Genomic DNA, 14,181 nt, shown 5'->3' on the forward strand with positions numbered 1-14,181 from the left:
CTCCCGGAGAGCACAGCATAAAAGAGTGGGCCCCGCGCAATGCGCGGGGCCCACTCTCGTATAGGAGGGTGCGATTACTTCGCGACCTTCACGCCAACATCACGCGCTCCACTGAGCTCGCGCTGATCGACGTCGTCCATCTTCGACTGCACCCAGGGGGCAATCAAGAACATAATGATCGCCACGACGACGGTCACGGCACCGAGGCCGTAGTAGTACACGGCGTCACCGAGGTTTGCCCTCTTCACCTGGTCGATAATCACCGACGTGAGACCCATGCCGACGCTCGGCGCAAGGTACCAAAGGGTCATGGTCTGCGAGGCAAACTGCTTCGGTGCGAGCTTGGTCGTCACCGAGAGGCCCACGGGGTTCATGCACAGCTCGGCAACCGTCTGCACGACGAACACGAGGCCCAGGTACCAGAACGGGGCGAGCATGCCCGCACCCGGCCACGTTCCGAAGCCGTAGCCCATGAGCAATGCCGACAGCGCGATGATGACGAGAGAAAGCGCGAACTTTGCGGCCGTGTTCGGGAACTTGCCCTTGCGGCGAGTGAAGATCCACGCGATCACCGGCGAGAGCAAGAGCACCGCGGCAGGGTTGATGGACTGGTAAACCTCGGGGGAGAGGTTTAGGGCGCCGATCGTGCGGTCCGTATTGTTCTCGGCGAAGAATGCCATTTTGCCGGCGGCCTGCTCGAAGATCACGACGAACAGGATCTGACCGACCCACAAGGGCAAGAACGCGCCGAGGTGCGTGCGCTCCTCAGCGGTGACCTTCGGGCTCTTGAACATCGTGAGGAAGTAATACGCGCTCATCACGAGAGCGAAGGCAAACAGCGAGTAGGCAATCGCCGAGTGCAACTCGCCGAGAAGTGCGTTGAAGCCAAGGACGAGCAGGGTCGCGATGACCACAACTCCAAGGCCACCAAGGGCGAGACGCGCGCCTTCGCCCTTCTGGAGCGGGTTCGGGATGCGGTAGGCGAATTCGCCAAGCTTGTGGCGACCGTAGAAGAACGACACGAGAGCGAGCGCCATACCGACGGCAGCGGCAAGGAAGCCCACGTGGTAGCCGAAGTGGCCGCGCAGGAAGCCCACGATCAGCGGGGCAACGAGCGAGCCGACGTTCACCGACATGTAGAAGTACTGGAAGCCCGCATCGCGCCTCGGGTCGTCCTCATCGTAGAGGCCGCCCACGATCGTCGCGAGGTTCGGCTTGATGAGGCCGGTACCGATCGCAATGCAGATCAGGCCCGACCACGACGTGATCGCGGCAGGGAATGCCAGCAGCACGTGGCCGAGCATGATGACCGACCCGCCGATAAGCCCGGAGATCCACGGCCCGAGGATGCGATCGGCGATGATGCCGCCCGGGATCGTCATGAGGAGCACCGCGGCGCCGTAGGCGGACACGATGACCTGTCCCGCGGTATCCGAAAGACCGAGACCCTGGTTAGAAGCGACATCGGTGAGGAAGTACAGCAGGATCGCGCGCATGCCGAACCAGCTAAAGCGCTCCCACATTTCGACCTGGAGCATCCAGGGTAGGCCGCCGGGTTGACCGATGAAGGACTTATCGTTCTTGGAGGGACCCGTGCGTAGTTTCGTGGGCCGGTACTTGTATACCGCTGAATCTTGTGCGGTCGGATTGGTCGTCATCGATAAATCCTTGCTGTGTCGTTCCTATAGATCGCGTATCGCGGGGGACCAACCGGCGCACGGTGTGTGGCCGGGGGTGGCGCGGGGTACGCGCCGTGTTTCGTTCATGACATCAGACCGTGCTTGTCTGCCTCGGGTCAGAAATGGTGAAAAACGTGATCACGGCAACTACTGATCCGGTTGCCCGGATCGGTAAGAGATGTAGGGACCTAGGGCACGATAGCGGTCGAAGGGACATCCGTTTATCATGACCCGGCTGCTGAGTTCGCCCCATCTGACTGGGTACTGTTAATGGCCAAGGCCACGTGATCGGTGCGTCGTAGGGTCGCCAGTGAAGGCTGCGCCTGCACCGCTGTTGAAAGGGGATCTCGTTGATTCACAACGCCGACCTTCGAGTGGGAGTGGTGGGTTTTGGCGCTCGCGGCGCTCTGGCGCGTCACGCGCATAAACCGGGAGAGGGATCCCGCGTCACGGTCGTCGCGGATCCCAGCGAGCGAGGCAAAAAGAAAGCACGCGAGATCATCGGCGAAGACGTCCACACGGTGAACACCGTCGATGATCTGCTGGACAGTCACGACGTTGATGCGGTCATGATCCTCGCGCCCGACGACCTGCACGCCTCGATCGCGCTCACAACCCTCGGCGCGGGTATACCGACGTTTTCCGAAAAGCCCATGGCGATCTCTGTCGAGGACACCGATGCGATGTTGAACCTCGCCTACGAGAAGTGCACGCGGCTTTACGTGGGCCACAACATGCGCCATATGCCGGTGATCCGCCAGATGAAGGAGATGATCGATACCGGCACAATCGGTCGCGTGCGTGCCATTTGGTGCCGGCATTTCGTGGGGGCCGGTGGCGATTTCTACTTCAAGGATTGGCACGCCGAGCGTGCGCGGGCGTTCTCGCTCTTGTTGCAGAAGGGCGCTCATGACATCGACGTTATTCACTGGCTCGCGGGTGGTTACACCCGCCGGGTTTCCGGTATTGGGGGTCTCGAGGTTTACGGCGACATCGACGATCGGCGCGATAATTCCGATCGGATTATGTGGGACTGGTTCGATGCGGACGTCTATCCGCCATCGAAGCAGAGGGAACTCAACCCCGTCATCGACGTCGAGGACATTTCGATGCTCCACATGACGCTGGACAACGGCGTCTATGCCTCGTACCAGCAGTGCCATTTCACCCCGGATTATTGGCGCAACTATACGGTCATTGGCGACGAAGGGCGGATCGAAAACATGGGCGACAACGCCGGGGATCAGATCTACCTGTGGAACTCGCGCCACTCGGGTGCCGCTCGCCCGGATCAGGTGGAGGTGATTGCGAGGGCCGACGGTGGCCACGGCGGTGCTGATCCACGGCTCATCAATGAATTCCTCGAATTCGCGAGGAACGGTGGTCGTACGGATGTGTCGGTGATTGCCGCGCGCGAGGCGGTCGCGACGGGCGTGTACGGCGCCCTTTCGATCCGCGCGGGCGGGCAGATGTTCGAGGTTCCTCCCGCGCCCGCGAACATTCGCGAGTATTTCGACTCGGGGCAGGCCTAGCCGAACGACGCACAAACGGTGCCGAGGCAGTGAGAAGGGGTGGCCCCGCCAAGCGGAGCCACCCCTCATACCGTTGCGGCGGAAATGCCGTGCTTACTTCGCGTGCTTCTCGCTGTAGTCGAGTTCACCCTCAAAGGCGTCGCGGATGAGCGCCTTGAGTTCACTCACGAGAGGCTGCTTCGGGTTTGCCGGCGTGCACTGGTCCTCGTAGGCGCGATCGGCGAGAGTGTCGATCGTCTTTTCGAGGTGCTCGAGCTTCGCGCCGTTCGCCTTGAGCGACATCTCGATGCCAATGTCCTCGGCGAGCTCGGTGACGGCCTTGACGAGCGAGGCGACGCCTTCCTCCGTGGTCTTCGCCGGGAGATTGAGAGCGCGGGCGATCTCGGCGAAGTCTTCATCGGCACGGAACGACTCGTACTTCGGGAAGAGCGCGTGCTTCACGGGCTTCTTCGCGTTGTAGTTGATGACGTGCGGGAGGAAGATCGCGTTCGTGCGGCCATGCGCGAGGTTGAACTCGGCGCCGACCTTGTGCGAAAGCGAGTGCACGATACCGAGGAAGGCGTTCGCGAAAGCGATGCCTGCCATGGTGGAGGCATTGTGCATGTTCTCCTTGGCCTCGCGGTCGCCCTCGAGGACCGACTTGCGGAGGTTCGCGAAGATCATCTGGATCGCGCGGAGCGAGAGGCCCTTCGTGTAGTCCGAAGCCATCGTCGAGACGTACGACTCGATCGCGTGGGTGAGTGCGTCCATGCCCGAGTCAGCCGCCGTGCGGGCGGGGACAGTGTCCACGAACTGAGCGTCGGCGATGGCGACGTCGGGAAGAATCGCGTAATCGGCGATCGGGTACTTCACGTGGTTCTCGGAGTCGGTGATGACCGCGAACGGGGTGCACTCCGAGCCGGTGCCCGAGGTCGTCGGGATCGCCACGAAGCTTGCTTTTTCACCGAGCTTCGGGAAAGTGTAGGTGCGCTTGCGGATATCGAGGAACTTCTGCTTCATACCGAAGTAGGAGGCGTTGCCGTCCTCGTAGAACATCCACATGCCCTTCGCCGCGTCCATAGCGGAGCCGCCACCGAGGGCGATGATCGTGTCGGGCTTGAACTGGTTCATTTGCTCGACGCCGCGGAACACGGTGTCAGAGCTCGGGTTGGGTTCGACGTCCGAGAAGATCTGGTACTGGATTGGGTTGCGGCGCTCGCGAAGCTGCTCGAGAACGATGTCGACGTAACCGAACTGGACCATGCCCGGGTCGGTCACGATGAAGGCTCGGTTGATACCTTCCATGTCGCGCAGGTACTGGGTGGAGTAGCGCTCGAAGTAGGTCTTCGGAACCTTGAACCACTGCATGTTGTTACGACGCTCCGCAATTCGCTTGATGTTGATCAGATCGATGGCCGACACGTTGCGCGACACCGAGTTGTGGCCGTAGGAGCCGCAGCCGAGGGTGAGCGAAGGGATGAGGCCGTTGTAGATGTCACCGATGCCGCCCTGCGAGCTCGGGGAGTTGACGACGATGCGGCACGCGCGCATCGCCATGCCGTACTCGCGCTCCTGCTTCTCGTCGCTCGTGTGGATGACGGCGGTGTGGCCGAGACCGCCGTGTTCGAGAAGCTGATCGGCGAGATCGAAGCCCTCAGCAGCATCCTTGACAACCTTGTAGCCGAGTACCGGCATGAGCTTTTCCTGGCTGAACGGGTGGTCTTTGCCCACGCCGTCGATCGGCACGAGGAGAACCTTCGTGTAGTCGGGAACGTTGAGCCCTGCGCCTTCGGCGATCTTGAGGGCGCTCGAGCCGACGAGTGCGGGGTTGACTCCACCCTTGTCGGTGATCATGAACTTCTCGAGCTTCGTGCGTTCGGTCTTGTTCAGGAAGTAGCCGCCGTACTTTTCGAATTCGGCGACGAATTCTTTGTTGATGTCGGTGTGAACGAGGACGCTCTGCTCGGATGCGCAGATCATGCCCGAGTCGAAGGTCTTCGACAGCAAAAGATCGTTGACAGTGCGCGAAATCTTCGCGGTCTTGTCGATGTACACGGGAACGTTGCCCGGGCCCACGCCGAGGGCGGGCTTGCCGGTGGAGTAGGCGGCCTTGACCATGCCCGAGCCACCGGTGGCGAGCACGAGAGCAACCTTGTCGTGGTTCATGAGCAAGCCGGTCGCTTCGAGCGACGGCGTTTCGATCCACTGCACGCAGTTCTCGGGCGCGCCGGCCTCGACGGCAGCTTCGTACACGACGCGCGCAGCGTGGGCGGAGCTTTCCTGGGCGCTCGGGTGGAACGCGAAGATGATCGGGTTGCGGGTCTTCAGGGCGATGAGCGACTTGAAGATCGTGGTCGAGGTCGGGTTGGTCGTGGGCGTGACGCCTGCAATGACACCCACGGGTTCGGCAACTTCAATAACGCCGCGAGTCTTGTCCTCGTAGAGGATGCCGACGGTTTTGTCGTGCTTAATCGAGTTCCAAATGTATTCGGAAGCGAAGATGTTCTTGATGATCTTGTCTTCGTACACGCCGCGACCGGTCTCTTCGACGGCGTGCTTGGCGATCGCCATGTGTTGGTCGAGGGCAGCGAGGGCCGCCTGGTGCACGATGTGATCGACCTGCTCTTGTGTGAAGTCGCGGAACTCTTTGAGCGCGGTCGCGCCCTTGTCTGCGAGAGCGTCGATCATCGCCTGCGTGTCCGTATCGGGCGTAGCTTTGGCGTCTGCCATGAGCGTGTCCATCCTTTTCTGCGGGTGGAGTGAATAGAAAGTTACGTCGTTGTGACTCCAACCTACGTGGCTGCCGTGGTGCACTCAACAACGATTGATAGCTGTCTAGATTGAACAAAAGTGCAGGTCAGAGAGTTTGTTTGCGGAAGGTTGGGGGTGTGGCGTTCGGATCTGGAAATAGTGGGCCCGGACCGGCTTTGGTCTCGGTCGCAAGCGCCAGTCTAGCGCTCTAGGGGTATAAGGTCCCCGAATGACCTGCATGTTCATTGAGACCATAAATGCTGGGTGAAGTTGGGCCTCGAGAGAGGGTGGCGGGGCCGGAATGGAAGCGCGGTAACGTGCCGGTTGGGGTCCGACGGCAGCCGAAGGGATATTGGTCCCCATTTTTGAACTGTGGCCTGATTCACGTCTGTGTGAAGTGTGGCTTACCTGTGGGAGGGATCACCGCTCGTGGGGTTTCGCTGCCGCGGGCGTGGGGGGTAAAGTTAAATTCACCGAAGACCGCCGGTCGTCGCCCTGCCATCAGGGGGACCGAAAGCTTTCACCGTGGTGAAACGGCCTGCGCAGGTGCTCAAGAAACGATACGCGTTATGTGCGTGCTCAAGCCTTGACCCTGCGGTCAGGGCTTTTTTCATGACTGAAGCTTTCAGGCCGGCCTCGAGACCTCTGGAAGGAGGGCCATGGCGAGGCCTGACAAGGCAGCTGCCGTTGCCGAGCTCACGGAACTGTTCCGCGAGTCGAGCGCGGCAATTCTGACCGAGTACCGCGGGCTGAGCGTTGACCAGCTCAAGACGCTGCGTCGTTCGCTCGGTGCCGACACTACCTACGCCGTGGTAAAGAACACGCTTGCTGCTATCGCGGCGCGGGAAGCTGGGATCGACGCCTTTGAGGGCGATCTCAACGGCCCTACTGCGATCGCGTTCATTAAGGGCGAGCCGGTCGAACCGGCTAAGGCTCTGCGTGACTTTGCCAAGGACAACCCCATGCTGGTCGTCAAGTCCGGTTACTTTGAGGGCAAAGCCCTCACGGCTGACGACGTTGAGAAGCTTGCCGATCTCGAATCGCGCGAGGTTCTTCTTGCCAAGACTGCCGGTGCTCTCAAGGCATCGATGTCGAAGGCTGTTTTCGTTCTCGCTGCGCCGCTCACCAAGACCGCGCGCACCGTGGACGCCCTGCGTGCCAAGAACGAGGGCTGAGGCTTCGAGTCTCATCCCGAGGCGTGATGCACGCGCTCGGCACAACCTTTTACACAAACACCCGGCGCACATGCGCCTGGCACCCGTGGGTGCCACTTGACAGGAAGGACTAGCCCCATGGCTAAGCTCACCAACGACGAGCTCATCGAAGCTTTCAAGGAAATGACCCTCATCGAGCTCTCCGAGTTCGTGAAGCAGTTCGAAGAGGTCTTCGACGTGACCGCTGCTGCCCCCGTTGCCGTTGCCGCTGCTGGCGGCGCTGCCGGTGGCGAAGCTGCCGCTGCTGAGGAGAAGGACGAATTCGACGTCATCCTCGAGTCGGTCGGTTCGGCCAAGATTGCTGTCATCAAGGAGGTGCGCGCTCTCACGGGTCTCGGCCTCAAGGAGGCGAAGGACCTCGTCGATGGCGCTCCGAAGCCGGTTCTCGAGGCTGCCTCGAAGGAAGACGCCGAGAAGGCCAAGGAGCAGCTCGAGGGCGCTGGCGCAACCGTCACCCTCAAGTGATTCCTGCGCTTTAGGCGCATCTCATAGCGAAAGGGTCGCCCCTGCCGGGGCGGCCCTTTTTGCTGCCCGCCCGAGAGTGTGAGGAGGCTCTCAAGGGGCGCTGGTAAGGTATGCCCGGATCTTGCCCCCCCTGCCCTAAGGACCCCCCCATGTCACGTACACGTCCCACGTTGACCCGCGCCGCGCGAGGCGTCGCCGCGCTGCTCCTTGCAACTTCCCTCGCAGGCTGCGGGGCGCTCGGGAGCAACGTCGCTAAAAAGGACGAAACCTCTCCCGCGGCCTCCACTTCGACCTCGAGTGAAGGATCTGCCGAGCCGAGCGAGGAGGCAAGTGGCGATCCGAGCGATACGCAGAGCGCCACGCCGGGCGACACCTCCTCTACGACTCCCACCGACGACGAAAGCACCCCCGCAGCTCAAGGGGAGGAGCAGCCTGCCGGCAGCGTGGACAATCCCGCGACGTGGCTTGCGAACACCCCTTACGTCCCTCTCAAGGGCATCGAAGGTGTGACGGTCGACGCGCTGCAAGGCGGCCCATCCGGCGACGGAACGTTCACCCTGAGCTTTACGTTCGACCACCCCAATGCATCGCAGAGCTGCAAGGACGCTGTGGCCGCACTGAACCAGGTTGAAGTTCCCATCCAGGGCATGGCCGTCGCTAAGTATGAAGGTGACTTCGAGGCGATCAGTTCGGCAGCGGGGCCAGCGAACGTGCAGGCAGCTGCGATTGTGACCAAAGAGGACATGAATCTCGGCGATGCCTACAGCGACGTCCTCAGCGAGTGTGCGAATACCCCCGGGGAGCCGAGTTCGGTCGTGGAAAAACCTTCGGAGTACGATGGTATTCACGCCCGGTTGGGGTCCGCCGACCTGGTGGTTGCGTGTAAATCTCACGGCAATCGCCATATCTGGATGATCCTGGCGAATGTGGAGCCTGAGCAAGCGAAGACCTACATCGATGCCCAAATCGATCTTTTTGATCGGACCGTGACGAACGCCGCCTGACCGATGAGGATTGCCATGGCCATCCCACCTGCGCTCATGTCTGCTCGCCGCCCACGCACGTGGTTTTCGGGCTTCGCCGCACTCGCCCTAGCCACATCGCTGGTGGGCTGTGGAGCGCTTGCCGATTCTGGGCAGAACGACCGAGCGGACTCCTCGTCGACCTCGCATAATGCAGGCGACAACGGGCAAACGAAGGGGAGCGGCGGGCGCGGCGTTCCCGACCGGAAAAAGCAGCCCGCGGGCAATCCCGATGATGTGAAGTCATGGCTTCTTACCGAGGAGCATTTGCCGGTGGACGGCATGAAGCCCAGCGAGGTAGAAGTCGACAAGGAGGAGGGCGACTTCGAGCTGAGCTTCTCACTCGAGCACCCGAATATTTCAGCAGAATGCACAGACGCAGTCGCCACGCTCGACAATACATCGTTTACGTCCGAGGCTGTTGCGACCAGTGTGTTTCGAGGGCGGCCCGCTCCGGGCTCCGTCAATGCGGAGTCGATGATTAAGATTGTCGCGCTGACGACCCCCGACGACATGAACGTCATGGACTTCTACAACGATGTTGTGCAAAAGTGCGGAAATATCCAGGGCGCGCCCCCGGTCACCGTTGAAAAACCTTTTGGTGGTGAAGGGGTGCACGTCAAGCTTCCCCACGAAGAGTTCTTCCTCGCTGGAAAGTCCAGCGGCAAGCGCCATATCTTTGTCGTCATGTCCGATGTCGGTGATGACGATGCTCGAGCCGTGATTGATGCTCAGCTGGATCTCTTCGACCGTTCGATTGCGAGCGACCATTAGGTGACCGGCGGCCTCTCCACCACGGTTGGGGACGCAACTAGTGTCAAAACTCTGCACCGACTGCGGGGTGGAATCGAGAGTGAATGAACGATGCCCCGACGGTGACGAGGCGCGTACCGAACGTGCGCAGCCGAGCGGCGCTTTGCGCCGTTCTAGCAATCCTCCTTTGCGTCTCGGGCTGTGGAGCCGCGAGCACCGCACGTCCTGCGCCCTCGGCAACGGCGTCGAGCGAGCAGCCGTCGGACCATGGGGGCTCCGAAGGAACTCAAGCAGAGCTCGCACGCTGGCTCCTTTCGGCTGAAGAAGCGGACCAGCTGTCAAGCTTCAACGAGGTCACCGTTGAGGTCGAGAAGCCGAGAGGCCAGCGGCTCACTTTTCCGGTAGAGATACCCGACCCGAACTACCTTCAAGCCGACTACCGAAAAGGCTGCAAAGTCGCCGTCCAAGCGATGCAGGCCCCTCAACCGGGTGTGAACACAGTCGTCGTGGCTGGCTACTCCGAAGACGAGGGCGGATTCAGCCGCAATAAACACCGACGCCCCAAAGCCCGGGTCATGGCGTTCCGCACCGATGAAGAGGTGGATATTATGCAGCTCTTCCACCTCGACGATGGGCTGTGCGGTGATGAACGCAGTACAGAGCCGGGCTTTTATCAGAGCCTCCAGTCGGGGGCGGGGGAGAAGTCCTCGTTCGTCTACCTGGACTTTTCCGACGGAGACGGAAATACCGTGCGGGAGGTCTTCGGGGGAGTGTCGAAAGGGAAGAACCATATCTTTATCAAGATCGAGAATGTGAGTTTTCCAGACACTGCTCCCTTCATTGAGGCGCAGCTCAAAAAGTTCGAGCGTGAGGCCTCGCGGTGAGTTCACGCACCAGCCACGATTGAGAGCTGCTCGCGGCGATCTCTAGTGCACGGCCTGCGTCACGGAGGTGAGCGGGGTAGCCCTCCGACAGTTGACGTGACCACAGTCTCGCCAATTTTTTCGTGCGAAGTCTTGAGGGGAGAGCCGCTCTCGCATACTCTTGAAACTTAGCGCCCGTGTTTCGTGCGCCCTTTTTCAACTCATTCGACTCATATAGCGGGGTTGGTCGTGAATGAGGGGCCGAAACACATCGAGTCTATCGAAGCGTGTACGAGTCCTCATCCCGTGGAAGGATAACCCTTGGCTGCCTCGAGCACCGATTCTCACACCACTGCACTGCGCACCGCCTCGCCCCGCGTCACCTTCGCGAAGCTTGGCGATCCCATCGAAGTTCCCGATCTTCTTTCGCTCCAGACGAGCTCGTTTGACTGGCTGCTCGGTAACGAGCGCTGGCAGGAGCGCGCGGCCGAAGCAGAAGCGGCCGGACGCGAAGACGTCCCGCAGACCTCTGGCCTCGCCGACATTTTCGAAGAGATCTCGCCCATTGAGGATCTCGCCGGAAATATGTCGCTCTCCTTCAGGAACCACTCCTTCGAAGAGCCGAACTACTCGGTCGAGGAGTGCAAGGAAAAGGACCTCACCTACGCCGCCCCGCTGTACGTGACGGCGGAGTTCATGAACAACGAGACCGGTGAGATCAAGACCCAGACCGTGTTCATGGGCGATTTCCCGCTCATGACCGACAAGGGCACGTTCATCATCAACGGCACCGAGCGCGTCGTCGTCTCGCAGCTCGTGCGTTCACCCGGCGTGTACTTCGAAGAGAGCATCGACAAGACGAGCGACAAGCACGTCTTTAGCGCGAAGGTGATCCCCTCGCGCGGCGCGTGGCTCGAGTTCGAGGTCGACAAGCGCGACCAGGTCGGTGTGCGCATCGACCGTAAGCGCAAGCAGTCCGTGACGACCCTCCTCCAGGCGCTTGGCATGTCCAAGAGCGACATCCTCGAGGAGTTCGGCGAGTTCGAATCGATGCGCGCCACGCTCGAAAAGGACAAGGTCGAGTCTCAGGACGAGGCCCTCATGGACATCTACCGCAAGCAGCGCCCGGGCGAACCGCCCAGCCGCGATGCCGGCGAGACGATGCTCAACAACCTCTACTTCAACGACAAGCGCTACGACCTCGCGAAAGTCGGCCGCTACAAGATCAACAAGAAGCTTGGTCTCGAAGGCCCGCTCAGTGAGAGCGTGCTCAACCTCGAGGATGTCATCGCGACGATCAAGTACATCGTTGCTCTCCACGCTGGCATGGACAGCATGGAGAACAGCTTCGGCACCGAGATCCGCGTGGAAACGGACGACATCGACCACTTCGGCAACCGTCGTATTCGCGCCGTCGGCGAGCTCATCCAGAACCAGGTTCGCACGGGCCTGTCCCGCATGGAGCGCGTCGTTCGCGAGCGCATGACGACCCAGGACGTCGAAGCGATCACGCCGCTCACGCTCATCAACATCCGCCCCGTGACCGCGGCGATCAAGGAGTTCTTCGGAACTTCGCAGCTTTCGCAGTTCATGGACCAGAACAACCCGCTTTCGGGCCTCACCCACAAGCGCCGCCTCTCGGCGCTCGGCCCGGGCGGCCTGTCGCGCGACCGTGCCGGCATGGAAGTTCGAGACGTGCACCCCTCGCACTACGGCCGCATGTGTCCGATCGAGACGCCGGAAGGCCCGAACATCGGTCTTATCGGTTCGCTCGCAACGTTCGCGCGCATCAACCCGTTCGGTTTCGTCGAGACCCCGTACCGCAAGGTTGTTGACGGTGTCGTGACCGACGAAATCGTCTACCTGACGGCCGACGACGAGGATCGTCACATCATCGCTCAGGCTAACGCCAAGATCGATGAGAACGGAAAGTTCCTCGAAGACCAGGTGCTCTCGCGTATGCCCGGTGGCGAGCCCGAGCTGATCGACCCGAGCGACGTCACCTACATGGACGTTTCGGCTCGACAGATGGTGTCGGTCGCAACCGCGATGATTCCATTCCTCGAGCACGACGACGCGAACCGTGCTCTCATGGGCTCGAACATGCAGCGCCAGGCCGTCCCGCTCCTGCGCACCGAGATGCCTCTCGTGGGTACGGGTATGGAGCGTCGTGCAGCTGTCGACGCCGGCGATGTGATCGTCGCGGAAAAGGCCGGTGTGATCACCGAGCTTTCCGCCGACCTCATCACCGTCGCGGCGGATGACGGCACGAACCAGACCTACCGCATTGACAAGTTCCAGCGTTCGAACGCCGGTAACTGCTACAACCACCGCGTCCTCTTCGACGAAGGTGACCGCGTTGAGGCCGGATCGGTCCTCGCCGATGGCCCCTCGACCGAAGACGGCGAGCTTTCGCTCGGTAAGAACCTCCTCGTGGCGTTCATGTCGTGGCACGGCCACAACTACGAGGACGGCATCATCCTGTCCTCGCGCCTCGTCCAGGACGACGTTCTCACGTCGATCCACATCGAGGAGCACGAAGTCGATGCCCGGGACACCAAGCTCGGTAAGGAAGAGATCACGCGCGACATCCCGAACGTTGGCGAAGACGTTCTCGCCGACCTCGACGAGCGCGGCATCATCCGTATCGGCGCCGAGGTTGTCCCCGGTGACATCCTCGTCGGCAAGGTCACCCCGAAGGGTGAAACTGAGCTGACCCCCGAGGAGCGCCTCCTGCGCGCGATCTTCGGTGAGAAGGCCCGCGAGGTGCGCGACACGTCGCTGCGCGTTCCCCACGGCGAATCCGGCACCGTGATCGGCGTGCGCGTGTTCGATTCGGAAGAAGATTCGGACATCCTCCCGACCGGCGTCAACGAGATGGTGCGTGTGTACATCGCGCAGAAGCGCAAGATCACCGACGGTGACAAGCTCGCTGGCCGCCACGGCAACAAGGGCGTCATCGCGAAGATCCTGCCCGTCGAGGACATGCCGTTCCTCGAAGACGGCACCCCGGTGGACATCATCCTCAACCCGATGGGTGTGCCCGGTCGTATGAACATCGGCCAGGTGATGGAAACCCACCTCGGGTGGGTCGCGAAGTCCGGTTGGGACATCGACGAATCCAACCCCGCCGCTAAGGATCTCCCGAAGGACGCCCTGCACGGCGAGCCCGGCACCCCGGTTGCTGTGCCCGTGTTCGACGGCCTGAGCGACACCGAGCTCGGCGCTCTCGTCGAGAACTACAGGCCGAACCGCGACGGCGAGCGCATGATCCGCCCGAACGGCAAGGCACGCCTGCTCGACGGCCGCACCGGCGAGCCGTTCCCGCACGAGATTTCGGTCGGCTACATGTACATCCTCAAGCTGCACCACCTCGTCGACGACAAGCTGCACGCTCGCTCGACCGGCCCGTACTCGATGATCACCCAGCAGCCGCTCGGTGGTAAGGCCCAGTTCGGCGGTCAGCGCTTCGGCGAGATGGAGGTGTGGGCACTCGAGGCCTACGGCGCCGCCTACGCCCTTCAGGAACTCCTCACGATCAAGTCGGACGACATCACGGGCCGCGTGAAGGTCTACGAGGCGATCGTCAAGGGCGACAACATTCCCGAGCCGGGCATTCCCGAGTCGTTCCGCGTGCTCCTCAAGGAAATGCAGTCCCTGTGCCTGAACGTCGAAGTCCTCGGCGCCGACGGCCAGAACCTCGAGGTGCGCGACCGCGACGACGACATCTTCCGCAGCGCGGAGGAACTCGGAATCAACCTGTCGAGCCGCCCGAACGAGGGCGCGATCAATATCGAAGAGGTCTGATCGATCGTCGGGGGAGGGTCCGACGCTCGCCCAGCGACCGTCGGACCTTCATCCCCCGAAGATCTCAGCCCCAACCATTCAGACCTTGACGACTTTTTAGACGAGAGAAGGACACA

9 protein-coding genes are annotated in these 14,181 nt (G+C 61.5%); 7 read left to right on the forward strand and 2 right to left on the reverse strand.

Features of this window, described 5'->3' with window-relative positions; translation table 11 throughout:
* Positions 1-74: 74 nt before the first annotated feature.
* Entirely contained in the window at positions 75-1,658 is a 1,584-nt protein-coding gene (locus DEHOM01_RS00885) for a peptide MFS transporter (protein WP_061211093.1), read from the reverse strand.
* Between the two features lie 371 nt (positions 1,659-2,029).
* Here DEHOM01_RS00885 and DEHOM01_RS00890 point away from each other — a divergent pair, with 371 nt between their 5' ends.
* A complete protein-coding gene (locus tag DEHOM01_RS00890; RefSeq protein WP_082738622.1) occupies positions 2,030-3,211 on the forward strand; it encodes a Gfo/Idh/MocA family protein in 1,182 nt (393 codons plus the stop codon).
* A 93-nt stretch (positions 3,212-3,304) separates the two neighbouring features.
* Here DEHOM01_RS00890 and adhE read toward each other — a convergent pair whose 3' ends face one another.
* The gene (gene adhE, locus DEHOM01_RS00895; RefSeq protein WP_061211094.1) at positions 3,305-5,920 is read right to left on the reverse strand and encodes a bifunctional acetaldehyde-CoA/alcohol dehydrogenase; all 2,616 of its coding nucleotides are present in this window, start codon (positions 5,918-5,920) and stop codon (positions 3,305-3,307) included.
* A gap of 680 nt (positions 5,921-6,600) precedes the next feature.
* Between adhE and rplJ the strand changes: the two genes are divergently transcribed.
* The 6 genes from rplJ to rpoB all read left to right on the forward strand — a co-directional run bounded on the left by rplJ (position 6,601) and on the right by rpoB (position 14,065).
* The gene (rplJ, locus tag DEHOM01_RS00900) at positions 6,601-7,116 is read left to right on the forward strand and encodes a 50S ribosomal protein L10 (protein WP_016664005.1); all 516 of its coding nucleotides are present in this window, start codon (positions 6,601-6,603) and stop codon (positions 7,114-7,116) included.
* Positions 7,117-7,233: 117 nt separating this feature from the next.
* Positions 7,234-7,620 (forward strand): 50S ribosomal protein L7/L12, encoded by a 387-nt coding sequence (rplL, locus tag DEHOM01_RS00905; protein ID WP_061211095.1) that lies wholly within the window; start codon positions 7,234-7,236, stop codon positions 7,618-7,620.
* A gap of 149 nt (positions 7,621-7,769) precedes the next feature.
* Positions 7,770-8,624 carry a hypothetical protein gene (locus DEHOM01_RS00910; protein ID WP_061211096.1) on the forward strand — a complete coding sequence of 285 codons (855 nt, stop codon included), beginning with the start codon at positions 7,770-7,772 and terminating at the stop codon, positions 8,622-8,624.
* Positions 8,625-8,639: 15 nt separating this feature from the next.
* Positions 8,640-9,416 (forward strand): hypothetical protein, encoded by a 777-nt coding sequence (locus tag DEHOM01_RS00915; RefSeq protein ID WP_061211097.1) that lies wholly within the window; start codon positions 8,640-8,642, stop codon positions 9,414-9,416.
* A gap of 83 nt (positions 9,417-9,499) precedes the next feature.
* Entirely contained in the window at positions 9,500-10,279 is a 780-nt protein-coding gene (locus DEHOM01_RS00920) for a hypothetical protein (RefSeq protein ID WP_061211098.1), read from the forward strand.
* A 300-nt stretch (positions 10,280-10,579) separates the two neighbouring features.
* Positions 10,580-14,065 carry a DNA-directed RNA polymerase subunit beta gene (gene rpoB, locus DEHOM01_RS00925; RefSeq protein WP_034372215.1) on the forward strand — a complete coding sequence of 1,162 codons (3,486 nt, stop codon included), beginning with the start codon at positions 10,580-10,582 and terminating at the stop codon, positions 14,063-14,065.
* The last annotated feature ends 116 nt before the right edge of the window (positions 14,066-14,181 follow it).

The organism is Dermabacter hominis NBRC 106157, assembly GCF_001570785.1.
Taxonomy (GTDB): domain Bacteria; phylum Actinomycetota; class Actinomycetes; order Actinomycetales; family Dermabacteraceae; genus Dermabacter; species Dermabacter hominis.